Raw genomic sequence first — 24,518 nt, 5'->3', positions numbered from 1 at the left:
ATTGATAGACATGGAAAAGATTTATCTCATCACCGATATTCCGGGATATACGCCTCAAGTCAGCCGGTTGCTCTCGATGATGAACTACGCGCGTTATACAACGCTGAGCGCAGTTGAAAATTTAACATCGAATCAACTCGATTTCTTATTAGATGAAGATAGCAACTCGATAGGCATGTTATTATTACACTTCGCCGCCGTAGAGTTTGCCTATCAAGTGTTCACTTTCGAAAAGAGAGATTTAAATAAGGAAGAAGAAGCGGTCTGGGGACCGGCTCTAGATCTCGGAGAAGCGGGACGACGGGAGATTCGCGGCCACGAGCTCTCCTATTATGTGGACAAATTGAATGCAGTCAGGGAACGCACCTTTGAACTATTTAAAACCGTCGGCGATGATTGGCTTCATCAGGAAGAAGCGTTCTGGCATCAGAAGCCGGGGAACCATTATTTCATGTGGTTTCACGTCTTCGAAGATGAGATCAATCACAGAGGCCAAATCAGATTGATCAGGAAGAAACTGAAAGTCTAAGGAGCACCCGATGGATCGTATCCTTGTTATCGGTTCAGCCGGATCCGGAAAGTCAACATTATCTCGCGAAATCGGCCATGCGACCGGCCTTCCCGTCGTTCATTTGGATCGGCACTATTGGAAACCCCATTGGACGCCGATGCCGAACGTTGAATGGGATGTATTCGTGGAGCAAGTTTCACTGCAAGAACAATGGATTATGGACGGCAATTATTCTCGAACATTAGAGCTTCGAGCGAAAAGAGCCGATACCATCATCTTTCTGGATATGCCGCGATATCTATGTATGTACCGTATTCTGAAGCGGAGATGGCAGTACCGCGGCAGAACAAGGCCCGATCTGAATGAAGACTGCCCGGAGAAGCTCGATTGGCCGTTTTTAGTATGGGTTTGGAACTTCAGAAAGAGAAGTCGCCCTAACATTCTCCGTATTCTGGATAACGTTAAGGATTCTAGAACGGTAATCATCCTAAGTTCGAGAAAACAAGTGAAAGAATTTCGAAGAGGGAGAGATGGACTTGAATGTTGAGAAGCTGTTCACGACTGAACCTATATTTGAAACGAACAGGCTTTATTTAAGAAAACTTGCCTCTTCCGACGCCGAACAGTTCTATTCATTCGCAAGCGACCCATTGATGACCGAGCACGTTAGGTGGGATTACCACCGTTCCATAGAAGACACATTTGCCTTGTTAAACTCGATTGAACAGAAATTCAAAGCGAGACAGTCTTTTAACTGGGGAATCGTTGATAAACCATTAGGAAATCTGATCGGAAGAGTGTGCTTGTTCGGTTTCGACGAGGAAAACGACATGGCGGAAATCGGTTTCGCCTTATCCAGGGAATTTTGGAACCGGGGCATCGCATCGGAAGCCAGTAAAGCGTTAATCGAGTATGGATTTGAGGAAATGGGACTGAACAGGATTGAAGCTCGCTGCAACGTAGCAAACCTGGGTTCCGAAAAAGTCATGCAAAAGATCGGAATGAAATTCGAAGGTGTCTTAAGAAATCAAATCAAAATGAAAAACGAATATAAGAGCCAGAAGCTATATTCGATTCTTCGTCAAGAGTACTTCGACGCCAAGTGACAGAGTGGAGTGAGACAGCTCATGAATAACAAGAAAGCGGCCATTTGGAAAGGGATCATCGCGGCGAATTTGCTCGCGCTTGTCTGTTTGGGCGCAACGACGGCATTATTGAAAATGAGTACCGGCGAGCCGGGGATGTTGATATTATCCGAATTCGTGATCCTGCCCATGATTATGGGGATCGTGAACGCATACTTCTGGAGATCACACGGCGTTACGGCGGGTCCATCCTTCGGATATGGATTCCTGAACCTCATCATCAGTCTCGTACTCAGCGCCTTCTTCATGGGGGAGGGCGTCAACTGCCTCATCATCGTTGCCCCGCTGATCTATACGTTTCTCATGTTGGGAATCCTGTTCGGACATTACATGTTCAAACGCAATAAAAATACGCTGAACATCGGGATTCTAGCCGTCTTTATGAGCGTGTTCGTGGCCAATCTCGCTATGACATCCCCGTCGGATGGGCTGGCCACGGACAAAATTGTTATCAAAGCCAGTCCCGAGAAGGTCTGGCAAAACGTCGTTTCTTTCCCGGCGATCGATGCCGAGCCTACTTACTGGCTGTTTAAAATCGGGCTTCCGAGTCCAGTGCAATCCGTGGCGGAAGGCAACTACGTGGGAGCAAGCCGGCAGTGTATCTTCAGCAATGGTGCCGTATTCGAAGAAAGGATCGTCGAATATGAGCCGAACAAGAAACTGACCTTCGAAATCACCAAGCAGCCCGACGATCCCGAAATTATCGGACACTTGAACTTGTTGAAGGGTCAATTCATTCTCGAAGACAACGGGGACGGCACGACAACGCTGATCGGAAACAGCTGGTATGACCTCAAAATCAAGCCGTCGCAATATTTCGATGTCTGGACGCAGAGTGTCATCCGAAACGTCCATGTAGTCGTTATGGAGCATATCAAACAATTGTCCGAGCAAGCTTGAGCCCTAAATAGTTAATTTCAGGAGGTAGGGATGGTTTCGTTTAACGTCGTTCGAGACCTCGTTGCGGCTGCTCCTTGGGGCGGAGAAAAGGCTCATGTAAGCCCGATTTTGAAAGGATATTCCACCGACGGTAAATTCGTCATCAATCTGCGGGGCCGACACTATCTTCTGAAGACATTCGATTTGGCGCAGCTCGATCAGAAGGTACAAGAATACGGCGCATTGGAGAAAATGCAGCATTTCAAGGTTAAGAGCTCCAGGCCACTGGAATTTGGCTCTTGGGAACAGCACGGTCTCGGCTATATGCTGCTAACATACATCGATGGAAAAGACGCCGCCGAAGAGCTTCCTCGGTATTCCGTCGCGGATCAATATCAAATCGGTGTGCAGGCTGGTAGAGAACTGCGAAAAATCCATGAATATTTACCTGAGGTAGAGGCTGCCTCATCGTGGTGTGAACGAAAAACGCTGAAACACCGGAGATACTTGGATGAGTATCTGGCGTTAAACGTTCGTATCCCCGGAGATGAGCGTCTTTTGTCTTTTATCGATGACAATCTGCACTTGATGAATGGAAGGCCGGATGGATTTCAGCACGACGATTTCCATGTCGGAAACTTGATCGTGCAGGACCAACAGTTGGCCGGCGTGATTGACTTTAACCGTATTGACTGGGGAGATCCGATACACGATTTCCTGAAAGTCGGCATTTTCAGTTCGGAGGTCAGTGAACCGTTCTCCATCGGGCAGATTCACGGCTATCATGGCAACGATGAGCCTGATGAAGATTTTTGGAGACTTTATTCTCTATACTTGGCGATGTGTCTGGTTTCGTCGGTCGTATGGATTTTAAAGGTCAAACCTGAAGAACTGGATGTCATGATGGATAAAATTGTTCGCGTCTTAGAAGACCATCGTCACTTCGAGGATATTATTCCGAAATGGTACACAGAGATCTCCAAATTGAAAGGAGCATGCAAATGATCATCCCCATAAAGTTGCCTAAAGAAGATAAGGAAGCAATCGTACATAAAGTACAAGCTTATTTCGAAACGGAACGGGGCGAGACGATCGGCTCCATCGCAGCGGAACAGCTCATCGACATGATGGTGACCGAGCTGGGACCGTACCTCTACAACAAAGCCATTATCGACGCCAGAGCTTTGATCCTTGAGAAAACGAGCCAAATTGAAGACGAGCTATACTCTCTGGAAAGACCGACTCGGGGCAAGAAGTGAGCGATGGACCGGAAAATCATTCAAGCCGCGCATGATTTGGCTGTCTCCGTGATTAAGGATGCGGGACGGATCGGCTCTTGATAGATTTGATCGCTATGAGCGTTTGGTAACGAAAGATGCTTATGGAGATGTCGTGACCGAGGTCGACTATTTGGCGGAAGCCCTTATTTTGGAACGGATTTATTCGGCATTTCCAGACCACCAAATACATAGCGAGGAAGCGGGAGGTAACGGGAAACGATCCGATTGGCTCTGGCTGATCGATCCGTTGGACGGGACGAATAATTACGCCATCGGGCTGCCGATATTCACGACATCGATTACGCTCTTGTACCGCAAAGAGCCGGTATTAGGCGTCGTTTATGAGCCCATCACGGATCGTTTGTTCGTCTCCAGCTTGGGTGCAGGAGCGACTTGCACGCGACTCTGGGCGCCAACTCTGCAATGGTGCTTGCTCGCGAAAGGTCACCTAGACGGGATCGTCCTCTATAATTCTGAAGGAGACGATCTGTACTCGGGATTACTGATGGTGCAAGAGGCAGGTGGCAGCATCGTGGATTTTGAAGGAAATGCTTTCCGCGCCATGACGGATGAACCTTATTTGATCGCCTGTCACCCTGACCGCGTCAACGAATTGCTGGGTATCGTGCACGAAGGACTGAAAATACGGAGCTGATTTCTGGATGGAACGTCTATTGCTCATCGTATTCATACTGACCATGATTATCCATGCGGCCGAGACGCTATCCTACTCGATCCGCTTAGCCGGCGTGCGACTGAATAAAATCGCGGTGGCATTATCCTTAACCGGCATCATCGTGCTGGTGTCGAGGACAGCGAATTTGGTGCAGGCTCCGTTAACCGCCAAATTCGTTGATTTTGCGAGGGGTAACGCATCATTCGACTTGTTGGTACATTTAAGATGGATCCTGCTCGCATCTTCCGTCGGCACGCTGATCGCCATCGCCCTGTTTCCCTCCTTTGTCAGCCTTTTTGGGAGGATCATCGCGAGGCTGGAGGTAACGGGATCCATTCCCAAACTCATCTCCAGCGTTTCGATCGGTCAGCTCATGAGAACGCGACATTACCTCAGAATCCCGCGCTTCCGCATTAGCCAGTACCGTTACCTCGGCATTTCCAAAACGTTTATCCTCTTGAACGTCGTCGTGACCTCATTTTATACGGTGGGAGTTTTGTCCTCGCTATACGCGGCATATAGGCTTCCGCAATACACTACAATGGCTTCCCAAGCAACCGGCATCATTAACGGGGTTGCCACGATCCTGCTTACCGTGTTCATCGATCCGCAGCTCGGCTTGATCACGGATAAGGCTCTGAATCATGAAGAGCAGCGAAACCAATTGGGAAAAATTTACGTCTTATTGATGACGAGTCGATTTTTCGGCACGATGCTCGCCCAGTTCGTATTGATTCCAGGCGCTTATTTTATCGGAATCATCGTGAAATTGATTTGAGTTGATTAGTGGGGAGTGTTCTGATGGGGGCAGCGGTCATCATTTGGTTGATCGGGATGATCATTTTCTTCTTTTTCTTATACTTGGTCGTTCAATCGGCGATCGATAATACAACCATGGCGGGCAATATCCAAGAGATTAAGGATCTTCTTCAAGAGATGAAGTCTTCAAGAGTTCAAGCTGCAAGCCAACAAAATGATGAAAATACGCCTGCTGATCTCGAAACGGCTGCTTATGAAGACTGTCCCGCATGCGGGAACCGGGTGAGAGTCACGGATAAAACGTGTCCGGATTGCGGTTTGACGTTACATTCGGATTCGGAAAATTAGGAATAGGAGTGGTGTTATGCAACGTGCTTTCACAACGTATGAGATATTCAAGAAGTTAAGCCGCGAGAATCCTTATAAAGAGTTCTTGCGCGTACCGACAATGAGCGCCGGCATCTATCAGTTGAATCAGGGGGACGTCGATCGCCAGCAGCCTCATACGGAAGACGAAGTCTACTACGTGCTGGAAGGCGAAGCGGAGATACAGGTCGGTGATCAGAATTATGAAGTGAGTGAAGGATCCGTTATTTTCGTGGAAGCGCACTTGGAGCACCGTTTTCACTCGATTAAAAAGGATTTGAAGGTGCTTGTGTTCTTCTCGCCATCAGAGTATTCCTTGAGGGGGAACGAGAAGTGACAATTACATATCTTGATACGCATGAGATTCTGCCGGAGGATTTGTCCCGGGTTTTCATGAATTCCGGAATCAAAAGACCTTATCAAGACTTGGAGCGATTGCAGCAAATGATCCATCACGCCGACATTGTCATCACCGCTTGGGCGGATGACCGTATGGTGGGGATCGCCAGAGCGCTGACGGACTATTCCTATTGCTGTTATTTGTCGGATCTGGCGGTGGACCGAGAGTTTCAGCAGCATGGCATTGGTAAAGAGCTCGTTCGCCGGGTTCAGGACAAAATCGGAGAACAGTGTTCACTTGTGCTGATATCCGCACCAACCGCGGTAGACTATTACCCCAAAATCGGATTTACACGTTCGGATAAAGCATTCGTGATCGCACGCAACAAGTAGAAAGGACGCAAAATGATGTTGATTTGGATCAATGGGACGTTTGGAGCCGGCAAAACACAAACCGCATACGAGCTCCACAGGCGGTTGGAAAAGTCTTATGTATTCGATCCCGAGAATGCCGGCTTCTATTTACAACGGAATGTGCCGCGTGAATTACGCAAAGACGATTTCCAAGACTACCGCTTATGGCGGGAAATCAACTATTCGATGCTAAGTCACCTGGTTAAAGAATACGATGGGATTCTCATTGTGCCCATGACGATCGTTAATCACGTTAATTTTATCGAAATTGTGGGCAGACTAAGGAATGACGGCGTTGATGTACGACATTTTACGCTTAGTGCTTCTAAAGAAACCGTGCTTAAACGGTTGAAGAGCAGGGGAGACGGAGCGAATTCTTGGCCGGCCAAGAAGCTTGATCGCTGTATGGAGGGTTTAAGCCACGAGATGTTCGAGGAACACATTCCGACAGACAATATGACCATTTCGGAAATCGTGGAACATATTGCGAACCGAACGAACGTTTCCCTAAAGCCGGATCAGCGTGGTACGGTCGCTAAGTTCAAGGATCGTCTAATCATCAAGTTGAAACATTTGAGATGGTTTGGATGATTTGAAGTTTACATAATTATTGTTATGTAAATAATACTAATGAGCAGCGATGATTTGAACGATGATTGGGAGCCAAATGAATCTGAATGCTTAATACAAAGTTTCTGCAAAGACGGAAAGCAATTTGATTATTCAAAAACCTGTTCGATGAACATTTGGTAAAGCTTCATTTGAAATCAAAATCAAACATCACTAAAATCAAACATCGAATTCGCCGGACGTCGGATCGGCTGCCGGCGACTGAAAAAACACTGGCAACAATCTGTTATTGATACAAAACAAAAGATCAGGAAAAGAGATGTTATATGAGGAAAGCCCGAAATCAATATAAAAACGGTTATGACGAGTTAAATAAGCCCAGTGCCTTTAATACTTGATGTCTTTTTCACAAAACCCGTATTTTGTACATATGTCTATATGGCTTTTTTTCCGGTGGTTCCTTCCCGTAAATCCGGTGTCGAAGGACAAGAACATACATCGTTAAAGGACAAGAACTTGCATCGATTGACTCGATCTTAACTTTTCTGCGTTCTTGAACATGAACTTGCATCGCTTTGATTCTTTTCTTTAGATTCCGAAATCATTGTATTTTGAATACACTCCGATCATATCGGTTATCGATAGTCCCAATTGCATCTCACCAGTTGAAATGTTATTTGAGTCTAAGTAATCAAGAATAAACGTTTGTCTGATTCGATTTGCTGTTATTACTGATTTACCAAATGCATCTGCATATTTTTCAATTATTAAAGCTAATGCTCGTCGAGTTAATCTAGAGCCTTTTGAATTTCTACCTCTTGTGAAGAATAATGGTAAATTTGAAACTAAATCATTATCGAAGTCCACTCTTACGTATTCAAGTAAAATACTCTTTGCTTTTTCACCAAATGAAATCTGTACAAAGTGTTTGCCTGGTCCTCTATAATTTCTTCTTAAGAATGAAACGTGGTTCTTTGATAAATCTAAATCTTTACAGTTTAGAAATCTAATTTCAGATAGTCGGAGCCCTGTATCAGCAATCAAGGCAACAATAGAGGCATCTCTTAACCTATTAGATTTATAGAATATCTCATCATAGGAGTTTACCGGGATGTAGCCTTGGTATACAAACTCAACAAAACACATAATCTCCTCTCTTGTCTCATCTATCTCATGTTTTCGAGTAATCTGATTCCGTTCTTGTTCTACTCTAAGCACTTTAATGAACTCATTATGTTTTAAGAGGTAATCCCCTGCTTCATCTTTAGTGAAAAGTAAAAATGAAAAAATAGATCTCAAGGAATACACTTTTCGTTTCATTGACTTCATGCCTTTATCACGTAGAAATTGGACATATTGCTCAATGTCATCTTTACTTAAATTATTTATAAATGACATGCTGATTAAAGATAGCTCTTTTCTTGGCTTATTTCGAAATTCAAATAGCCAATTGATAAAATATTCAAAGTCTTTTATGTATGAAATTTTCGATGTAGGTGCTAGTTCGAGCTTTTCATAGCAGAATCTCTTGATAAACTCCGGGGAGCAATTTAATAATTTGCCAAGAGCAATTTGGTCTTCATCCATGTGTAACAATCCCTTTTGTTTTTCCAGAAAGGATACCCATTTTCCTTGTCGATGATACATTGCCAAAGCCAAACCACTCAATATCAAAATGCTAAGCGGTTTACATACTGATCCACATATTCTTTCAATTTTTTATTTTCATTACTTGGATTATCCATTATTTTCATGGCTACCTTTAAAGGATGAAACGATTTCATTTTGTTGAGCATTCGACGTTCTTTATTGTTGTTGGATGGGTATATGCACTGAGATTTATCTTTTTCATATTGCAATCGACTAAATTCAATTTGTCCTATCGGATCATTTCCGTTAAATTTAAAAGCGATTCTTGGGAAGCAATTCGCTTTCATAATATGAATTTCGTTCCAGTTAGGTACTTTAATCTCTGCGGCTCCCTCCTGTGCGATCCTCAACCATTCATTGAAAAAGTTAATGCAAAATTCAGCTGTGATGCGGTTTAACAGCCAATTTACTGCAGCTTCTTTTCTATCTATAGGTATTGAGGAGTACTCCATAAATCTTGATCGGTAGTATTTCAGTTCGTCTTGAATAAGTTTTGTGGCATACTCAAATAAAAATAACTTTGGGGGCGCTATACCGTCACTTCTTGATGTTCGGTAGAAGTGTTCTATCTTAAGTATTGATTTTCGCCAAAATACATATGCGTATGCATATGGGCAAATTGGCGGGAATTCCGCCCCTTCCCCCTTTTTTAACTCAAGCATATTTTCAATGCAATTCTTATGTTGCTTCAGTATTTTTTTCCTTATATAACGATCCACCGACATAAATACATTTCGATTCTCGAAAAATGCGCGTTCACGCATCTTTTCATTTCGTAGATATTCTAGTTCGTTTTTGTCTGACAAGATTGGCCAATGAGCTGTTGACTTAACTTGTGATGGCTTTGTCAGTAGTTGTAGATCAACGTGATTCGGAATAAACAGCCATCGAACTTCATGATGCATGCTTTTCCAAATATCAGAGAGCCACAATTCAACCATATTATCTTTAGATTGTATCGGCGTATTCCAAGTCTGCCAGCGTTCAACAGTAAAGTCTGCTAAGCGGTAACCGCATTTGCATGTAAACGGGTCACTTAGCTGCTTGTTACTTATTAAAAACGGAATTTGGTTCCTACAACCTGGGCATGCATCTAACAAATATTCTTCATGGTTTGGACACTTACGTACCATAATGAATTGATGTAGCCAACTGTGATAGCCATTATTCATGCATTTTTCACACCACCTAAGGTAAGGGGCGAACCATGAATCTAAGCGCTCCTTGCAATAATGCAGTGGAGATACGATGTTGCTGGTTGTAGTGTGATTATGCTCTGTCAGGTCGTAGTCCAATGCCGTCCTCAATGCAGCACTGTCAAAACCGCGTAACTCTCTCAACTCCCTCCACCTATCGCCGATTATGTGGTTTTTTATACCTTGTACACCCTCACTTCCAAATGTTTTTAACAACTCGTTGCGTTCTACTCGATTCGCTAAGATCAGCTTTTCAAATACGGACCAGGGTGTCTCATAAGGATGGATCCACTCTCTTCTCCAAGCAATGTTCATGATTGACCTCCCTTAAGCAAGTGCCATGTAAACTTCGGATTCAATATACCCGGACAGTTTGATTGCCTGACGCCATTGTTCTTCGCATATCCAATCGCATTGGTCCCCATGTGCCCCGAATATTTTAAGAGCATTTTCAATCGTAAACGCGAAGTACTCCATTGGAATCTCAAAGTCGCTCGCTAATCCATATTCCTTCCTTATGTCGACAAATAGTTGGTGGATGATCGACGCATCTTTCTCTAATCGAGAGCCTTTGGCAAAACCCTCAGGGAAGAAGTAACGTGTGTAACTCCATCCACTGTTCTCCGGGTATTCAGATATCTCTGGAGAGTCATAACATTTCATGATTAACTTCATTTCATCGAGCGTTCGAATACCATAATAATGGTGTTCATGTGTCATAAATCGGCCTATAATCTGCGATTTCTTTTGCTCTAGAAAGAAGGTTCTCCGAGCAAGCAGTTCTTCTTGGCCGACCGAAAGTACAGACATGCTAATTTTTTCCCTATCCAGCTCATTGTAGATGTCCATGAGCCAGTTAAAATGAAACTCTGTTAATCGATGAGCTTCATCCATGATGAGCATTATTCGTCTAAGCTTGGATTTCTCTGCCTTCTCCATCATCAGATTTACAATCTGTCTTCTCATTTCGGCCGGCTTTCGCCGCGCAGGAAATGGGAACTTAAAGTCGTTTAGTAAGTCAAGAAAGAACTTTTCTTCACTAGGTACACGATACGAATTGCTGTTCGCGATTAGGATCGGAAGTGGGGCGCCAATTTGAGTCGGTAAATTCTCGATCGCAAACTTTACTGCAGATGTTTTTCCGATCCGCGGCCGACCGTATACGATCATCCCTGGCAGTCGATTGTTTACAATTCGGATCAGGCTTTCCATTAGCCGGAGTACTTCTTTGGTGGGGATCAAATAGTGTCCTTGTTCGATTGGGTGAGTTCCAATCGAAATTTTGGGTTTATCCATCTTGTTGCAGCTCCTTTTATAGCGATTGCGTTTTAAATTGTTTCATCATTTTTTCGTAACGATCAAGCTCAGCCTCATTTTGCGACTTATTGGATAATTCTCTTGCTTTTTCCAATGATTCATTATGTTTAGCAGCTGATTCCAATGCTTGTGTTTCGCCTTCTGGAACATTTACTCTTTTTCGTTTGCTCTGAGCTGTTTCTTGAACATGAGTTACTTTATTGGTCGCTCCTCGCTTTCCTTTACTTGCATTTTTCATTAAGTACTCTGTGTATACAAACACAGGATCATCCCAAGTCGTATAGTGAATCAATTTGCGCAGCACTAGCGAATTGATTGCCTTTCGCGTTTGTAACGAATGAGGGGTGATTGACCATTTACCTACTGCTGTCAAATAACCAAGTTCGCTACCGTCTGCCAAAAACGCCTTTATGGTCCTCAGATCATCTACATTTACGTGTAGGATCAGATCTTGGCCAATCAGATGCGCAGAATTCGTCAACTTTTCGTTGCGATATTCAACGCCTTCGTAATGGACATAAGGTTTCTTACCTGATGCTATTGACCCTCGAACTGTTCTTTTGATCGTTGTCTGCATGAACAAAACTTCTGAACGCATCCTTTCCTCTAATTGACGTGGGAGCAAACCTTGGTCAAGCCGCTTTCCAAGCAACTCCAGGGGGGTCTGATGATATATCCCCCCATGTGGTGAGCCATTGTAATTTGATATCATTACGTCGATCAACTCTTTAAGATGATCGTATGAAATGTCAAACTTGATTGCACTTTCCTCAGGGTCCTTACGACGAGGATCATCAGGATTACTTCCCGTCGTATTTGGTAATCGGTGAAAGCCCATTTCCTCCAGGATCTTAAAAAAACGTTCAATGATCCCTCTTCTCATAGGAAGGTCTACTGGTCCTAAGTTGGTAAAACAACCAATTAAATTTTTAAGTCGATCTTTTACGAGGTTAGCAACATGAGATTTCGCATTATCGAAGCATATGACATCCCATACCGCCCACTGCGTTGCTGAATATATTTCAGACGGAAAGCCTCCAATCTCATGGTAGGTCAATCCTGGAATGGTCAATTGTAATTTCTCATGCGGTAGAATAGCATTACGAATGCAGTGCATGACATCGCTAGCACTGTACTCCTTGCTAAGGCTGATTGAGTACCCTAGAATGTTTCGCGTTGCGACGTCAATTATGGTTAGTATCCAGAAGCGATCGAGGACTTTGGTGACTTCGTCACCTTCTGGAGTCTTGATCTTGACTGCGAAAAATCCATCGATGCGGTGCGCATCAAATTGAATTTTCTGATAAGGCGGAATTGTCGACGGATGATTCTGCTCCCCTTCTCCCGTATGTCTGGCTTTTTGTTCAGCATCATGTCCGAACCGGGAAACTGCTTTGCCAAAGTATAAGTAAGCTAAGCGATTCAAATAACGTTGCAATGCTTTATATCCCATGTGCTTTGTATTAAAGGGATAGGCCGACAATGGAATTTCTTTTTTACGACATTCTTCAATCAGCTTCTTATGTATGCTCTTAGGTTTCATAGCCGGTTCCAATGTCCTTCGATTCCTGCCTAAGTAAAGATCATCGATTAAATCCTTAATATCTGGATACTTAGCAAGCAGTAAATTAAACTCACCAGATTTTCTTGTTTCGTTTCTCGCTGTATTCAAAGGATTAAGCTCATACTTTTTGACTTTCTTTTGTGGGATTAAAGCTCGAAACCCCCAAATTGTTCCGTGCCCGTCTAAACTCATGCATCGCTTAATTAGTCGCCGAACGCTCTGTTCGTCTACTCCTGTTTTTTCTTTAATTTCGGTAAGGTCAGCCTCTCGTTTGAAATACATAATCACTGCCTCTCGGCGACGATTGTAAATATCTCTTGAAGTTTCACTTAAAGATTGTTCGTCCACAGTTGGCCATACCTCTGGGTTCACTTGCTCAGGAAGAAGCCCTTCCTTTTCATGAATTCTAAGCCTGCTCATTTCTCCATACCTCCAATTGGTTACTCCAAATTTGATTATCTAAATCAGCTTGAATGTGACCCTCATAAATCAGCCATTGACAAGCAAGATGAATATTTTCTTTCCCAACTTTTTCATACATTTCAGAATAAATTTCATCCAACCTTTTCTTTTGCGTTATATTCTTCAACACTTCATTTGCACAGTGAGGTTTTTCATGATTGGTGACACTCGAGACTATTTTTAATTGGTTCTGAATAAGAAAGCGACTTCGACGTATTTGCTTTTCCGTTCTAACCTCGTAACCAATTCCTTCCTGATTACACCAAGTTTCCTGAGCTTCAATTTGTCTCATTGTCCGTTCATATTGGCGATGCCGTGGATGAAGCTCCTTTTCGTATTTAACCTCGATAAAAAGCACCTTTCCATTTACATACAGGATCCACATATCAAGGATCGAAGTATGTCTCTTTCCTTTAAGAACAAATTCGATTTCACAGGGCTGTTCGCAGTACGTAAGTACTCGATAGTCGGATTCCACATTAAGCCAGTGGTCAAATTCTAAATCGCTGTAAAGCACAATATCCCTGAGACCGACTTTTCGACCAGCTGCGTTCCAGCAGTTATTCCCGTACCGTTTGTTTCTGGGTAACACAATTGGGGAATATCCAGGTGTTTGAAACGTTGAAGACAATCCGTTTCCCCCTTCCACTCGATGTTTATAACCTAAACATTTTTCCAGTTCCTTATACAGGCTTTCTACAGCTATATGAAACACGTTTATTGGCAATACTAGAGTTATAGAATGAATAGATTTGCCGAGGGGGAGATTATCATAAACGAAGAGGAATTTTATATATGGCTAGGTCAATATCTGAAGGGCTTAAGGATGAGTAAAAAATGGACTCAGTCTCAACTTTGTTCGAGGTATCATCTTTCACGTTCATCACTTTCAAATATCGAATTAGGAAGACACCACTTATCAGCATTTGCGCTATATAAATTGCTTCGCATTTTAGACGAGCCCTTCGTATTAACGCTCAAAACAATGACTTCAACTGAATAAGAATGGATAAACTGGAGGGTAAAAAGTATTAGAGGTGTTGAGCGTTGAGGATTCAAGAAAAGAACGATTTATCGGTGGTTTTAACTTTGATGGAAGGCTATCCGGAGTTTGTTCGTAAGTTCATAAATTACAAACGAGATGATTTGTCGCCCTCTTCTCTTCTTGAATACCTTCGAGATTATAAGTTTTTTTTCGAGTGGATGTTGTCCAACTGCGTTGATGAAAAGGATGACTACTTGTACATTACGTTAGTTGACCTGGAAGCTCTAACTGTTGATGATGTACACCGGTTTATGAATTACATCCTTGAAGATCTTGGTAAAAGCGTTCAAACGATGCAACGAAAAGTTTCTTCGGTTAGATCGTTATTTAACTATTTAAATGATGTTGAAGAAGATAGAAGCGGTAATCCATTGCTGAAGCGTAATGTATTCAGAAAAGTCTCGATCAAACGATCTGCAGATCCTCAATCAATTGCACGTAAAATCAAAGATAAAGTGCTGGATCGGAACTCGATATTTGATTTCATTCACTTCATTGAGTTTCGCTATAGGCAGGATCAACGTAGGAACAAGCAATCAATTTTTTGCTTTGACCGTGACTGTGAACGTGATTTATGTATTATCAGCCTTCAACTTCATTTGGGCTTAAGGGTAAGTGATTTAGTAAATTTAAATATTGATGATTTTCTAATGAATGAACAGAGTATCGTCTTGAGAATGAATGATAGTACCGTAGTAAAGCAGCTCAGCAGCATTGCTGCTGAAAAAATCGAAAAATATATTAAAGTTAGAGAAGAAAAATATTCTCCAGAAACAAATGAAAATGGTTTGTTTCTTGCAATTCAAAATGGCTTTGAACAGGGTAAACGCATGACCAAACGGGCGATTCAAGAAATGGTTAAAAAATATGGTCGAGCATATGGTAAGTCCGAACTAACGAACAGACAACTTCGGCATTCATTTGGACTGAACCTTGTTCAAACGACCGATTTGATCACCACAAAAAATCAATTCGGACAAGGAATTGAGACAATCCAGAAATATGGTTTTCTCGCTGATCTTTTTGATGATTAGCATCAGTCTTCAGGGTCATGCAATGAATTTCTTTGTAATGCAAGCCGCGTCTTCAAGTTGTTGAAAGCTTCAAAATAAGCTTCCTTAACGTCGAGATCACTAATTTGCGAAACCACAACTGTTGAAGCAACTTCTACCCCTTTAATATCCAGTATTGCGATTGAGTCAGGTGCGGCTGGTTTAAAAATAACAGGGACTTCCCATTCTCCATAGAGCTGACTCATGAGAAACCACTGATTTTTAATCATTTTCGTATTTGTAAACATCCGCCCTTGAAATTTTAGTCCAGAGGGAGTAACTGTTGCCATGCCGAACTCAATGAGTTCGGTTTTTTTTGTCATTTTGATCACCTCATAAGTATGTATGTGCAATTTCGATCAATTTGATACATATGAATATCAACTACGTCGAATGATACCAATCAATGCATGTATCCTCCATTCCCCATTGATTACACTAAATTTGAGGTGTACCAATGGAGAAGACGGTATTGAAATCTGTAGGACGAAGAATTCGCGATTTAAGACAACAGAAAAAACTCTCCCAAGAAGAACTCGGGGAGATTTCCGGATTTCATTTTTCTTATATAGGTGGAGTTGAACGTGCAGAAAAAAATATCTCGCTTCTCAATCTTCAAAAAATAGCTGATGGGCTTGAGGTTCCACTACATGAATTATTTTTATACTCTAGACATCTTCGTTTTAAAAAGACTGAAAAAGATAAATTATTGAATGATATTATTCATAAGTTAAGTGACATGTCGATTTCAGATTTAAAGAAAATACAGGTACTTATCGATCAATTGTTTGAAAGTAGATAGCAAAATATAAAAGCTCTTCGATTGAGGATTTCCCTCATTCAAAGAGCTTTTTACTATTCGTCATCTTTGTATCAAATATTTAATGAGCAAGGACAATCAAACTAGCCGTCTTGGGATCATAGTCCACATTGGTAATCGAGCCATCCTGTATACGGTGCACCGCTTCGTCAATCACCTGCAGCGGTACAAGAAACCATTCCTTTGGCCGTACAGGGCGGCCAAAACGGTCACGGATGGTGAGATCGAGCTGAGCCGGTGCAAAGATACGGTGGAGTATCCCCTCCAGCTTCGTGCGGTTGATGCCGGCCAGTTTGTAGCTGGCGATGACTTCAACAACCGCCAGCAAATAGGGCTTCGTTTGACGCATTGGCTAAACGTGGAATCCGTCAACTGCGAGAAGTCTGCTGTCGAACGCATCCACCCCGAACTCAATTTAAAAAACAATATCACGCACGATGATGTATTGTCCGCACCGCAGTGCAGCCCGGTTACACGATCCTTCACGGTATCGCTTGCGGTTAGCAAGATGAGGGGCGTTTTTACATGTTGACTCCTTAACCGTCTGCAGATTTCGATTCCATTAATCCCGGAAGCATGATCTCCTAACAATAAATCCAAATGGACAGGTACCTATAGGATACCTGTCCACAGCCACAATGAACACTTAGAAAAATAGATTCGTGTTGCGGAGCGTTTGCACCAACTGCCGTTCCGCGATGCGCCGGAGTCCGATAATGGCGATAACCGTGGAGACCGCTGATGCGATCAACAATTCAATGAAATAAATCCAAGGAACGGCCATCGCTTCAGGCGGAGGATCGAAAACGCCCGTGAGAATCTTGACGAACAAATACGCGATCCCAAAGCCAAGAACGATTCCGGAAATCGCTCCGCCGATCAGCATGAACAGTCCTTCGCTCCATAAGAAGGAACCGACCTGCTTCTTCGTCCCCCCAAGCGCCGAGATTATGGCGAAGGTACGACGTCGTTCCGTCAATCCGAGCGCTAGTATCAAACCCGTGAACCCGACGGCAATCAGAACCGCGTACAGGATTTCGAGATCAGACAACCCCCGCAGGCTGATGGAGGTCAGACTCGAGCTGATGGTTTTCTCCACGGATCCGATTTCCGTGACGCTGACTCCGGTAAGCGGAGAAGAGATATCGGCCGCTTGTTTGGCGGCTTGAACCGGGCTTCCGTTCGTTCGGATTAGTACGACTTCAGCTGCGTCGGAGCCTGTCTGCTTAGCAATATAAGACGAGTTGGCGACCAGGAAAGAATCCTTCGGCGCAGTCGGAAATTCCTTCACCATTCCAACGAGATGGAACGGAATCACATGATATTGATGATCGATTGCGTTCTGTAATCGAAGATTGATCCGATCCCCCGTTTTCAACTGGAAGTCCGAGATCGTTTCCTGAGATACCAGCACTCCGTCGGGCGTGTTGGCCAACTCATCCAATGTCGCTTTCGCGTTCCCATTTCCGAAATAGAAGTCGGACATCGTGCTGACTTCGCCGATATGACGAGGGTCGATTCCGTAAATGTCCTGCAGGTCATTCCCGACGAAAGCAAATCGGTGCTCCATGGACTGAATGCCCTTCACGCCGGGAATCATGCCAAGCTCCGCAAGCTTGCTGTCTGGCGGAGCAGCCGTCGTCCCTGTCACGTTGACGTCGGAGCCGTTGGTCAATTCGGCATCCACTCTTGCCTGACCGTTATAGGTCATGTTGAAAACGGAAGTGGAGACTGCAAACGAGAAAGCCAGCGCGATCAGGATCGTACCCTTGGCCACCAGCGCTTTCTGTCTGGACAAGGATCCGGAAACCACGTGGGACAATCCCCCGGCGATGGGACGAAACAGGAATGACAGTTTGCCCCCTCCCTGCTCCAATATGATCGACCATAGCCGCAGCAGCAGCAGCGCTCCGCCGATCCACAATCCGAGCGGCGCGATGAATTGCTCATAGTGAACTGAGGTTTTGATGACGCCTTCCGGTGCCAGTACCAACTCATAGCCGGTATTCGCCGCTCGCCAATAGAACAATCCGGCAACCGCCAAGAGAATCCAATCCAAACAAAGCAAACGCCAAAGTGGCTTGCGCTGGCGGCCGACACTCGTTCTCAAGCTCGCGACCGTCGACCGTCTCGCTTCCATCCAGGCCGGATAAACGACGGAATAAACGGAGAGCATGAAACCGACGAAGGAAGCGATGGCGAGCCAGATAATCGTCGTCGCGTTCCAAGCCAAAGGAATGGCCGCAATGAGCTTGGAGGTGATGACTGCGAACAAGATTCCCGCTGCGATGCCTCCGATCGTGATGATGAGCGCTTCCGTGCCATGCAGCGCCAAGACTTGCCGCATGGATGCGCCTCGAGTGCGAAGCAGCGCTTGTTCTTGACGGCGCCTAGCAGAACCGGAAGCCGTGATGGCGACGGTCAGCAGGACGCCTAGAACAGCGCCGGGCAGGCCAAGAAATAGAAAGACGGTTCGGGCATAGAGCGCATCTTCCCTCACGCCGTCGAGGCGTGCTGCCAAATTGTTCCCTACGGTTCCGCTGCCCGCGATCTCGGCTTCCACGTGATTCGCCATTTGCATGGCTTCCGCAAAGGCGGCATTCGGGTCGGAAGGAAGCGGATGGGCGATTTTGACATGCACTTGCGTCGTCACCGTATCCGGACGCGTTTCCGCTTGCGGATCGAAAATTTGATGGTACACTGCGTTCGGTAGTACCAACACATTATCCGGCGGCGCTTGCGGGGAAGCGCTCGGCGCCGCGCCTACCGCCTGAAACAACGAATCCGCTTCCGGCAAATCGATGACGCCGTCAATCTTGACTTCAGCCGGGGCGGCGCTGATGCGTTCGATGCGCACGGTATCGCCGACGGTTACGTGCAGATTCGCCGCGGTTTGTTGGGCGATGAGGACGCCCTGTGTCCCACCGAGCAAAGGACGAACCTCCGCTTGCATGAAGTGCGTGGGATCCTTCGGCAACCCCAGCACCTTACCTGCGCCAGTGGTTTGCGTCGTGCCGCCGGTAACCGCCGTAAAGCTTGCGACGTCCGCATACCCTACCGGGTACATCTCGGTGTAGGGTGTAGTGCCGGAAACCGCATTCTGAATGGTTTGATTATTTGCGCCCGGAGCCAGCAAGATTTGCCAATCGACCGGAAGAGAGTGAATGGCTTTCTGCGTCATTCTGGCATTGCTGTCCGAAATGAAGCTCCCCAGGGATGACAGCAAAGCGACGGTTAGCGCAACCCCTGCCATCGTACCGGCCAACCTTCCGATTCTTCGGCGCAGGAGCCCCTTTACCCAGATAGACAGCATCATGATGTTCTCACCTCCAGTCTGCCTTTATTCATTTGCCACAAGGTATCGAACTTCTCCGCGATGCGGCTATCATGCGTAGCGACAACCAGCGCTGATTGCGTGTTTCTTAGGGCATCGAACAGCACTTCGAACAAATGCTCCGCGGTGGGATGGTCCAGTTGTCCTGTCGGTTCATCAGCCAAGATCAACGGAGGACGGGTCGTCATAGCCCGGGCGAAGGCCACGCGTTGGGATTGTCCGCCGGAAAGCTCCTCCGGCAGCTTGTTCGCCAAGTGCTTCAACCCGATTCTGTCCAATTCTTGGATGGCCGCAGACCTTGCCTCTTCTCTGCTCGCATGGGCCAGCAGAAGCGGCAGCTCCACGTTTTCCAGAACGGACAACGGCGCGAGCAAACTGGGCATTTGGAAGACAAATCCGACCTTCTTGGGGCGCAGTTCGCTGCGCTTGCCAAGCGCTGGCCATTGAATTTGCCCGGCGGTGGGCGCTTCGATACCGCCAAGAAGCTGAAGCAACGTCGATTTCCCGCTGCCGGACGGGCCGACCAATGCAATCCGGTCGCCAGGATTTACTATGCAAGTCGCGGATTCAAGCGCCGTCACCGTTTGATCGCCGCTTTCGTACTTAACGCCGATCTCCTGCGCTTCAACGAGAGCTTTCATCCAGCATCCTCCCGTCCTGCATGCTGATTACGCGATCCGCATATCCAGCTACGACTTCGCTGTGCGTGACAACCAATATAGCTCCGCCTTGTTTGCGGCGATCATCGAACAACCGCAAGATTTGCCTTTCCGCCTCGGCATCCACTTCGCCGGTAGGTTCGTCCGCCAGCAAGATCGGAGGATCCGTCGACAAGGCGACCGCAAGTCCCGCCCGAACCGCTTCCCCGCCCGAGAGTCCGGAGGAATTCGCGTCGGCGCGATCCGCCAAACCGACAATCTGGAGCAATTCCGAAACTTTCGAAAAATCGGTTTTGCCGGCTAATTTCATTTGCAAACGGATGTTATCCGCTACCGTAAGGTGAGAAAACAGGTTGCCGGATTGCAGTAAAATACCGATCTGAGCGGCGCGAACGGCCGAACGTTCTTTTTCGGCTAAACGCGTAATTCGTTTGCCCATCAATTCGACATGCCCGCCATCCGGCATGTCCAATCCGGCCAGACAGGCCAGCAGCGTGGATTTTCCACTGCCGGAAGGCCCCATTACGGCTACAATTTCTCCTGCATGCACCTCCAGGCTCATTCCCCGCAAAGCTAACGTTTCTTCATTCTCGGTGTGATAGAACCGGTAGAGATCAAACGCTTCAAGAACCTTCATTGGGCATCCCATCCGAAGCTGTCGGACATCCTCTTCCATTGGTCCACGTTATCCGCTCCGAGCGGCGCCCACATCGTCAGTGCGGCCAATACTTTATTGTGCCAGTAGTAGTACGTTTCGTTCTCCTGACGCACTTGTTTGCCGGTCACTTCGTTGGGCTCCGAGTTGGACTCGTATGAGACTTTGATTGCTTTGCCGTGTGGCAAGGACACTTCCTTGATCTTGACAATCTTCACGGCGCGGCCGTTCTTCGCTAAATCGGCGGCTAGACTGGATTTCACGCTGTCTATCGTCGGCGCTTGATCGAGAGCCTTCACCTCTACTTTCACGCCGTCCAATTTATCAATGAAGCTGACGTTCGAATCTTGCTCCGTTCTTCCCCAGCCTTCGGGAACATCCAGAGTATAGCCTCCCGACTTCGAATGGTATTTCACGAATGCTTGAGAGTCGGGGATATCGCCGGGAGGATTCTTCTCGGGGGTGATCGGCTCTTCGCCCGGCAAGGCGGATTCAGCAGGAGCAGCCGATGCAGTGGCTGACGGTGCCGCCGATGCCGATTGAGATGGTGCGGCCGCCGGCTGCGTAGACGCAGGTGCCGATGCGGAAGCTTGGTCAGGTGCGGTATCCGTTGCCGTACTCGCAGCTTTGTTGCTCGAACATCCACCGATCAGCGCGCCAGTCAATAAACAAACGACGGCAATCTTATACGTATTTTTCATGGACAAACGACCTCCTTGTATTCAAATCCGATTCTAACTTTATCTGTTTCATACTTTGAAAGTCTTTAAGAGATCATTAGAATTTGATGAGAGAAAGACAGCCCAATCCGGATGGCTTTTTCCAACTGTAATTAACTCCTAATCTTGTTTGAAGAGTCGAAATGACTCATATCAATGCCTTGCCATATATTTTTCACAACGACTTGTTCCGGATGATCAAACACCAAGAAAGCGGTTGGCAAGTAACGCCCCCCATTCTTGACGGCAGGCTTATCTATAATGTTATTGTCTTTCACAAGTACGGTAGACGCTCCTCCATCGAGATTAGCGGCGATCACAGCTCCCTTTTCGAGAAGGATTTTCTGTACATCATATAACGTAGCGCCGAGGGAATAACCCGGTTGACGTCCATCAATGACAATGAACATGATCGTACCGTCTTTTTTCTGAGCCATACAGGTACGAGGGGCGATTCCCCATCCGTCGGCTTCGTTCTTTACTAAGCCTTTACCGTTCACGATAAATCTCGGTTGAAAAGTCACGGCTTCCTGAACCCCCATAGAAAGCAGATCCGCGGGTTTATATTTTCCTGAAACCATCATTCCGTTACGATCAACGCCGACTACGTTAACAGGTGTATCCATGTCGACATCCCGATACAATATTTGGCCCCCCGACATGACGATGCCCGCAGGCTTAAAGCCGTTGCCCTCCCAATTAGGATCATCGAAAGCGCCGCCATTCACACCTGCAATGGCCCCCGTCCGTTGAACCATGCTCAAGACTTTTTCTCCACTTCCAACCGTATTCGTGACAACAAGTCTGATCATTTTGGGATCGTGCACATACATAATATAGCCCTTGAATTTGCTTCCTGAAATCTGTTCAATGTCAACGCTATTGCTCGAATGTGTCGATAATCTAACAGGACGATTGTCCTTCACTTGCGCCATGGCATCAAACTCTTTGTTGTAATCGGCCACACGGCTATCCAAACCATCTTGGCCAATCAAATATTTTGCTAAATAACGATGCTGAGTTGTAATCAAAGTGTCTGCCAACATGTACCGTAGATTTGAGCCGGATGGCGTGAAGTAAAACCATCCTGTCCCCCCGAGAATAACTAGTAACGCCGCGTAGAGAAAAAGTAAAAAATTGTTTTTTCTACGGCTTCTTCTTCTCAAGATAATCACATCCTAACTATTCAGAAATACGAATAAATTCCTCATTAGTTAGGCTACATCAATCTTCTTAAGAGATTCTTAAAGTAATAAATTCTTAACTATAATGCTATATAAGGAACGGTCGTCTGGAATCAGACGACCGTTTCTTAATTGTTATTTATTTGAGCCGTTCAAAATACTAAGTGAATCGTTAAGCGCAGAAATGCACTTGTCCGCATTAGGGTTGCTTTTGCGAACGGCTGCCAAAACAACGTCAATCGTTCCATCGATTCGAGTCCATGTTGGGCCATCAATTTTCCTGAGCTTTGGCTCAGAAATGTCCCACTGATGCTCCAAATTGTCGGCGCCTTTTTTGGCGGATGAAAAGTCCTTTTTGTTTATGGCATTCAACATGTCATTTTCAATATTGACGAAATCCGTTAATCGTCCGGCCAATTTCGATTGAGATGGAGCATTCGTGGCTGCCGGAGATTCTGCCGGAACTTGAGAAGTCCCCGATGGCGAAGAAACGGGGGTTTGTGATGCCTCTGCCCTATTTGCATCGTTCAGTACCTTTAGAGAAGACTGAATTGCGGTTGTGCATTGATTCGCATCGGGTTTGCCATTGCGTACTGAGGCCAATACAACGTCAATCGTTCCATCGATTTGAGTCCATGTGGAGCCGTCTATTTTTCTAAGCTTCGGCTCCGACTTGTCCCATTGATTTTCCAAATTGTCGGCATCTTTTTTCGCAGTAACAAAGTCCTTCGTGTTTACGGCGTTCAACATATCATTTTCTAAATTTATAAAATCGGTCAACTGTCCGGCTAATGAAGCCGGATTGGACGCTGAGGACGAACCGGGAGAATCCATTTGCGATGCGATTTTATTGTTCAGCAGAACATATCCGCCGATGCCGGCAGCTAAGAAAATAAGGAGTACGGCTGCGGTTTGAACGAGGACGTTTCTTTTGTTTTCTTTTGCTTGCCCCGGCTCTGCGATTTCGCTTTTCGGTGCCGTATCGATTTTGGTAACCGCCAAGAAAATGATGACAACCAAAATCGCAGCTAGAAAGATGACGCTCGTAATGGTGGTACCTAAGCCTAATCCGCCATTTATTTTGGTTTGGGATAAGTAGTCACCCAAGGATGCCCCAAGCGGACGAGTCAGAATATAAACGACCCAGAAAGCTAATACCGCATCGAGACGCAGCCATTTCCAAGCCATATACGTAATTGCGATGATAATAACGACCGTGATGCCCGTGTTAAAGTAACCAAGTCCGAGTTGTTCGGAATACAAATCGCCGACAGCTGTTCCTAGGGCGAATGTGAATAGAATGGTTAGCCAATAAAAAACTTCGCGTTTCCTTGTGTAGATCGAGTGAATGGAAAGCGTTTTTTCGCTTGCGTACCAAAGCAGGAAAGTGAGACCCAGCAGTATGCTGAATACGGTCGTGCTTCTCTCCAGCGGAATTCCGATTCCGTCCGTCAAATTATCGGTAACCAAGGTACCGAATACGCTTATTAATACGACAGTCAGCCAATATATACCGGGTACATATTTCGGCGCCCTGAATTGAAGGAACAATAAGATGAAAAACGCGACTCCCATAATAATCGTTGTGTTCGTTAAACCGAATCCCAAGTTGAAATTGATATAATCCGCAAATGTTTCCCCGACCGTCGTGCATAGGACTTTGATGATCCAGAAGTAAATCGTAACTTCAGGTACCTTGCTCAGTAATTTTTTCGTTTGGGTTGGATTTGTCGCCATGACCTTCTTTGTCCTCCTCGACATTTTCCTTTTTCAATGGATTTCTCGTCCGAACAGAAGTCGTTCGAATTAACTCCTTCTCGGTTGATTCAACTTATTACATTAGCCTACCCATACATTAGCCTCTAATCCTAAAGCATCGGTGAAGGAATTCTAAACTGTTTCTTAACTTCATAACTTTTCAT

Annotated in this window: 28 protein-coding genes and 1 pseudogene; 15 read left to right on the top strand and 14 right to left on the bottom strand. The window is 45.5% G+C overall.

The window, feature by feature from the left end:
* The first annotated feature begins 10 nt into the window (after positions 1-10).
* The 12 genes from EAV92_RS07750 to EAV92_RS07695 all read left to right on the top strand — a co-directional run bounded on the left by EAV92_RS07750 (position 11) and on the right by EAV92_RS07695 (position 6,960).
* Positions 11-529, top strand: coding sequence for a DinB family protein (locus tag EAV92_RS07750; RefSeq protein WP_123043625.1), 519 nt, complete (start codon positions 11-13; stop codon positions 527-529).
* Between the two features lie 10 nt (positions 530-539).
* Positions 540-1,058: a DNA topology modulation protein gene (locus EAV92_RS07745; RefSeq protein ID WP_123040528.1), complete on the top strand. Its 519-nt coding sequence runs from the start codon at positions 540-542 to the stop codon at positions 1,056-1,058.
* Positions 1,048-1,617 (top strand): GNAT family N-acetyltransferase, encoded by a 570-nt coding sequence (locus EAV92_RS07740; protein WP_206424290.1) that lies wholly within the window; start codon positions 1,048-1,050, stop codon positions 1,615-1,617. The genes EAV92_RS07745 and EAV92_RS07740 overlap by 11 nt, the downstream gene beginning before the upstream one ends.
* Before the next feature lie 21 nt (positions 1,618-1,638).
* Positions 1,639-2,556 (top strand): SRPBCC family protein, encoded by a 918-nt coding sequence (locus tag EAV92_RS07735; RefSeq protein WP_123040526.1) that lies wholly within the window; start codon positions 1,639-1,641, stop codon positions 2,554-2,556.
* Positions 2,557-2,586: 30 nt separating this feature from the next.
* A complete protein-coding gene (locus tag EAV92_RS07730) occupies positions 2,587-3,540 on the top strand; it encodes an aminoglycoside phosphotransferase family protein (RefSeq protein WP_123040525.1) in 954 nt (317 codons plus the stop codon).
* Positions 3,537-3,794 (top strand): DUF2164 domain-containing protein, encoded by a 258-nt coding sequence (locus EAV92_RS07725; RefSeq protein ID WP_338134405.1) that lies wholly within the window; start codon positions 3,537-3,539, stop codon positions 3,792-3,794. The genes EAV92_RS07730 and EAV92_RS07725 overlap by 4 nt, the downstream gene beginning before the upstream one ends.
* A gap of 133 nt (positions 3,795-3,927) precedes the next feature.
* Positions 3,928-4,470: an inositol monophosphatase family protein gene (locus tag EAV92_RS07720; protein ID WP_338134404.1), complete on the top strand. Its 543-nt coding sequence runs from the start codon at positions 3,928-3,930 to the stop codon at positions 4,468-4,470.
* A gap of 7 nt (positions 4,471-4,477) precedes the next feature.
* A complete protein-coding gene (locus EAV92_RS07715) occupies positions 4,478-5,269 on the top strand; it encodes a lipid II flippase Amj family protein (protein WP_123040524.1) in 792 nt (263 codons plus the stop codon).
* Positions 5,270-5,292: 23 nt separating this feature from the next.
* A complete protein-coding gene (locus tag EAV92_RS07710; protein WP_123040523.1) occupies positions 5,293-5,598 on the top strand; it encodes a hypothetical protein in 306 nt (101 codons plus the stop codon).
* 16 nt (positions 5,599-5,614) lie between these two features.
* Positions 5,615-5,953, top strand: coding sequence for a cupin domain-containing protein (locus EAV92_RS07705; RefSeq protein ID WP_123040522.1), 339 nt, complete (start codon positions 5,615-5,617; stop codon positions 5,951-5,953).
* Positions 5,950-6,348 (top strand): GNAT family N-acetyltransferase, encoded by a 399-nt coding sequence (locus tag EAV92_RS07700; RefSeq protein WP_123040521.1) that lies wholly within the window; start codon positions 5,950-5,952, stop codon positions 6,346-6,348. The genes EAV92_RS07705 and EAV92_RS07700 overlap by 4 nt, the downstream gene beginning before the upstream one ends.
* Before the next feature lie 15 nt (positions 6,349-6,363).
* On the top strand, positions 6,364-6,960 hold the full coding sequence (locus tag EAV92_RS07695; RefSeq protein ID WP_123043623.1) for an AAA family ATPase: 597 nt from the start codon (positions 6,364-6,366) through the stop codon (positions 6,958-6,960).
* 567 nt (positions 6,961-7,527) lie between these two features.
* Here the strand turns inward: EAV92_RS07695 and EAV92_RS07690 are convergent.
* The 5 genes from EAV92_RS07690 to EAV92_RS07670 form a co-directional block, all read right to left on the bottom strand.
* Complete coding sequence (locus tag EAV92_RS07690) at positions 7,528-8,526, bottom strand: tyrosine-type recombinase/integrase (protein WP_164472672.1); 999 nt, start codon at positions 8,524-8,526, stop codon at positions 7,528-7,530.
* An 83-nt stretch (positions 8,527-8,609) separates the two neighbouring features.
* Positions 8,610-10,100 carry a hypothetical protein gene (locus EAV92_RS07685; protein ID WP_123040519.1) on the bottom strand — a complete coding sequence of 497 codons (1,491 nt, stop codon included), beginning with the start codon at positions 10,098-10,100 and terminating at the stop codon, positions 8,610-8,612.
* 12 nt (positions 10,101-10,112) lie between these two features.
* Complete coding sequence (locus EAV92_RS07680; protein ID WP_123040518.1) at positions 10,113-11,081, bottom strand: AAA family ATPase; 969 nt, start codon at positions 11,079-11,081, stop codon at positions 10,113-10,115.
* Between the two features lie 16 nt (positions 11,082-11,097).
* Positions 11,098-13,086, bottom strand: coding sequence for a hypothetical protein (locus EAV92_RS07675; RefSeq protein ID WP_123040517.1), 1,989 nt, complete (start codon positions 13,084-13,086; stop codon positions 11,098-11,100).
* The gene (locus EAV92_RS07670; RefSeq protein WP_164472671.1) at positions 13,073-13,759 is read right to left on the bottom strand and encodes a TnsA endonuclease N-terminal domain-containing protein; all 687 of its coding nucleotides are present in this window, start codon (positions 13,757-13,759) and stop codon (positions 13,073-13,075) included. Before EAV92_RS07670 ends, EAV92_RS07675 begins: the two co-directional genes overlap by 14 nt.
* 111 nt (positions 13,760-13,870) lie before the next feature.
* Here EAV92_RS07670 and EAV92_RS25210 point away from each other — a divergent pair, with 111 nt between their 5' ends.
* Both EAV92_RS25210 and EAV92_RS07660 read left to right on the top strand, forming a co-directional pair.
* Positions 13,871-14,131 carry a helix-turn-helix domain-containing protein gene (locus EAV92_RS25210; RefSeq protein ID WP_123040515.1) on the top strand — a complete coding sequence of 87 codons (261 nt, stop codon included), beginning with the start codon at positions 13,871-13,873 and terminating at the stop codon, positions 14,129-14,131.
* Positions 14,132-14,175: 44 nt separating this feature from the next.
* Positions 14,176-15,207, top strand: coding sequence for a tyrosine-type recombinase/integrase (locus tag EAV92_RS07660; protein ID WP_123040514.1), 1,032 nt, complete (start codon positions 14,176-14,178; stop codon positions 15,205-15,207).
* Between the two features lie 2 nt (positions 15,208-15,209).
* On the opposite strand, the gene EAV92_RS07655 is transcribed toward EAV92_RS07660, so the two are convergent.
* Complete coding sequence (locus EAV92_RS07655; RefSeq protein ID WP_123040513.1) at positions 15,210-15,548, bottom strand: hypothetical protein; 339 nt, start codon at positions 15,546-15,548, stop codon at positions 15,210-15,212.
* A gap of 134 nt (positions 15,549-15,682) precedes the next feature.
* Here EAV92_RS07655 and EAV92_RS07650 point away from each other — a divergent pair, with 134 nt between their 5' ends.
* On the top strand, positions 15,683-16,027 hold the full coding sequence (locus tag EAV92_RS07650; protein ID WP_123040512.1) for a helix-turn-helix domain-containing protein: 345 nt from the start codon (positions 15,683-15,685) through the stop codon (positions 16,025-16,027).
* Positions 16,028-16,106: 79 nt separating this feature from the next.
* Here the strand turns inward: EAV92_RS07650 and EAV92_RS07645 are convergent, their stop codons facing one another.
* From EAV92_RS07645 to EAV92_RS07610, 8 genes and pseudogenes are all read right to left on the bottom strand, one after another.
* Complete coding sequence (locus tag EAV92_RS07645; protein WP_241158475.1) at positions 16,107-16,394, bottom strand: GIY-YIG nuclease family protein; 288 nt, start codon at positions 16,392-16,394, stop codon at positions 16,107-16,109.
* Positions 16,395-16,489: 95 nt separating this feature from the next.
* Positions 16,490-16,645, bottom strand: a pseudogene (locus EAV92_RS25205) (response regulator); the annotation flags it as partial.
* Between the two features lie 46 nt (positions 16,646-16,691).
* Entirely contained in the window at positions 16,692-19,361 is a 2,670-nt protein-coding gene (locus EAV92_RS07635) for an FtsX-like permease family protein (protein ID WP_123040511.1), read from the bottom strand.
* Complete coding sequence (locus tag EAV92_RS07630; protein WP_123040510.1) at positions 19,358-20,020, bottom strand: ABC transporter ATP-binding protein; 663 nt, start codon at positions 20,018-20,020, stop codon at positions 19,358-19,360. The genes EAV92_RS07635 and EAV92_RS07630 overlap by 4 nt, the downstream gene beginning before the upstream one ends.
* Positions 20,004-20,675, bottom strand: coding sequence for an ABC transporter ATP-binding protein (locus tag EAV92_RS07625; protein WP_123040509.1), 672 nt, complete (start codon positions 20,673-20,675; stop codon positions 20,004-20,006). The genes EAV92_RS07630 and EAV92_RS07625 overlap by 17 nt, the downstream gene beginning before the upstream one ends.
* Positions 20,672-21,394 (bottom strand): hypothetical protein, encoded by a 723-nt coding sequence (locus tag EAV92_RS07620; protein WP_123040508.1) that lies wholly within the window; start codon positions 21,392-21,394, stop codon positions 20,672-20,674. The genes EAV92_RS07625 and EAV92_RS07620 overlap by 4 nt, the downstream gene beginning before the upstream one ends.
* Positions 21,395-21,525: 131 nt before the next feature.
* Complete coding sequence (locus tag EAV92_RS07615) at positions 21,526-22,578, bottom strand: phosphodiester glycosidase family protein (RefSeq protein ID WP_420888808.1); 1,053 nt, start codon at positions 22,576-22,578, stop codon at positions 21,526-21,528.
* A 153-nt stretch (positions 22,579-22,731) separates the two neighbouring features.
* Positions 22,732-24,333 carry a COG4705 family protein gene (locus EAV92_RS07610; protein WP_123040506.1) on the bottom strand — a complete coding sequence of 534 codons (1,602 nt, stop codon included), beginning with the start codon at positions 24,331-24,333 and terminating at the stop codon, positions 22,732-22,734.
* Positions 24,334-24,518: the final 185 nt, after the last annotated feature.

This window comes from Cohnella candidum (assembly GCF_003713065.1).
GTDB lineage: Bacteria > Bacillota > Bacilli > Paenibacillales > Paenibacillaceae > Cohnella > Cohnella candidum.
The sequence above is the reverse complement of the archived record's forward strand: the minus strand, read 5'-3'. Positions and strand labels throughout refer to the sequence as shown.

What these genes read in the sequence shown, in the direction of transcription:
- EAV92_RS07715 (WP_123040524.1), top strand. Translation starts at nt 4,478, where the DNA reads ATGGAACGTCTATTGCTCATCGTATTCATACTGACCATGATTATCCAT.
- EAV92_RS07730 (WP_123040525.1), top strand. Translation starts at nt 2,587, where the DNA reads ATGGTTTCGTTTAACGTCGTTCGAGACCTCGTTGCGGCTGCTCCTTGG.
- EAV92_RS07645 (WP_241158475.1), bottom strand. Translation starts at nt 16,394, where the DNA reads ATGCGTCAAACGAAGCCCTATTTGCTGGCGGTTGTTGAAGTCATCGCC.
- EAV92_RS07675 (WP_123040517.1), bottom strand. Translation starts at nt 13,086, where the DNA reads ATGAGCAGGCTTAGAATTCATGAAAAGGAAGGGCTTCTTCCTGAGCAA.
- EAV92_RS07630 (WP_123040510.1), bottom strand. Translation starts at nt 20,020, where the DNA reads ATGAAAGCTCTCGTTGAAGCGCAGGAGATCGGCGTTAAGTACGAAAGC.
- EAV92_RS07710 (WP_123040523.1), top strand. Translation starts at nt 5,293, where the DNA reads ATGGGGGCAGCGGTCATCATTTGGTTGATCGGGATGATCATTTTCTTC.
- EAV92_RS07750 (WP_123043625.1), top strand. Translation starts at nt 11, where the DNA reads ATGGAAAAGATTTATCTCATCACCGATATTCCGGGATATACGCCTCAA.
- EAV92_RS07695 (WP_123043623.1), top strand. Translation starts at nt 6,364, where the DNA reads ATGTTGATTTGGATCAATGGGACGTTTGGAGCCGGCAAAACACAAACC.
- EAV92_RS25210 (WP_123040515.1), top strand. Translation starts at nt 13,871, where the DNA reads ATGAATAGATTTGCCGAGGGGGAGATTATCATAAACGAAGAGGAATTT.
- EAV92_RS07610 (WP_123040506.1), bottom strand. Translation starts at nt 24,333, where the DNA reads ATGGCGACAAATCCAACCCAAACGAAAAAATTACTGAGCAAGGTACCT.
- EAV92_RS07685 (WP_123040519.1), bottom strand. Translation starts at nt 10,100, where the DNA reads ATGAACATTGCTTGGAGAAGAGAGTGGATCCATCCTTATGAGACACCC.
- EAV92_RS07705 (WP_123040522.1), top strand. Translation starts at nt 5,615, where the DNA reads ATGCAACGTGCTTTCACAACGTATGAGATATTCAAGAAGTTAAGCCGC.
- EAV92_RS07725 (WP_338134405.1), top strand. Translation starts at nt 3,537, where the DNA reads ATGATCATCCCCATAAAGTTGCCTAAAGAAGATAAGGAAGCAATCGTA.
- EAV92_RS07650 (WP_123040512.1), top strand. Translation starts at nt 15,683, where the DNA reads ATGGAGAAGACGGTATTGAAATCTGTAGGACGAAGAATTCGCGATTTA.
- EAV92_RS07620 (WP_123040508.1), bottom strand. Translation starts at nt 21,394, where the DNA reads ATGAAAAATACGTATAAGATTGCCGTCGTTTGTTTATTGACTGGCGCG.
- EAV92_RS07690 (WP_164472672.1), bottom strand. Translation starts at nt 8,526, where the DNA reads ATGGATGAAGACCAAATTGCTCTTGGCAAATTATTAAATTGCTCCCCG.
- EAV92_RS07625 (WP_123040509.1), bottom strand. Translation starts at nt 20,675, where the DNA reads ATGAAGGTTCTTGAAGCGTTTGATCTCTACCGGTTCTATCACACCGAG.
- EAV92_RS07735 (WP_123040526.1), top strand. Translation starts at nt 1,639, where the DNA reads ATGAATAACAAGAAAGCGGCCATTTGGAAAGGGATCATCGCGGCGAAT.
- EAV92_RS07635 (WP_123040511.1), bottom strand. Translation starts at nt 19,361, where the DNA reads ATGATGCTGTCTATCTGGGTAAAGGGGCTCCTGCGCCGAAGAATCGGA.
- EAV92_RS07680 (WP_123040518.1), bottom strand. Translation starts at nt 11,081, where the DNA reads ATGGATAAACCCAAAATTTCGATTGGAACTCACCCAATCGAACAAGGA.
- EAV92_RS07655 (WP_123040513.1), bottom strand. Translation starts at nt 15,548, where the DNA reads ATGACAAAAAAAACCGAACTCATTGAGTTCGGCATGGCAACAGTTACT.
- EAV92_RS07745 (WP_123040528.1), top strand. Translation starts at nt 540, where the DNA reads ATGGATCGTATCCTTGTTATCGGTTCAGCCGGATCCGGAAAGTCAACA.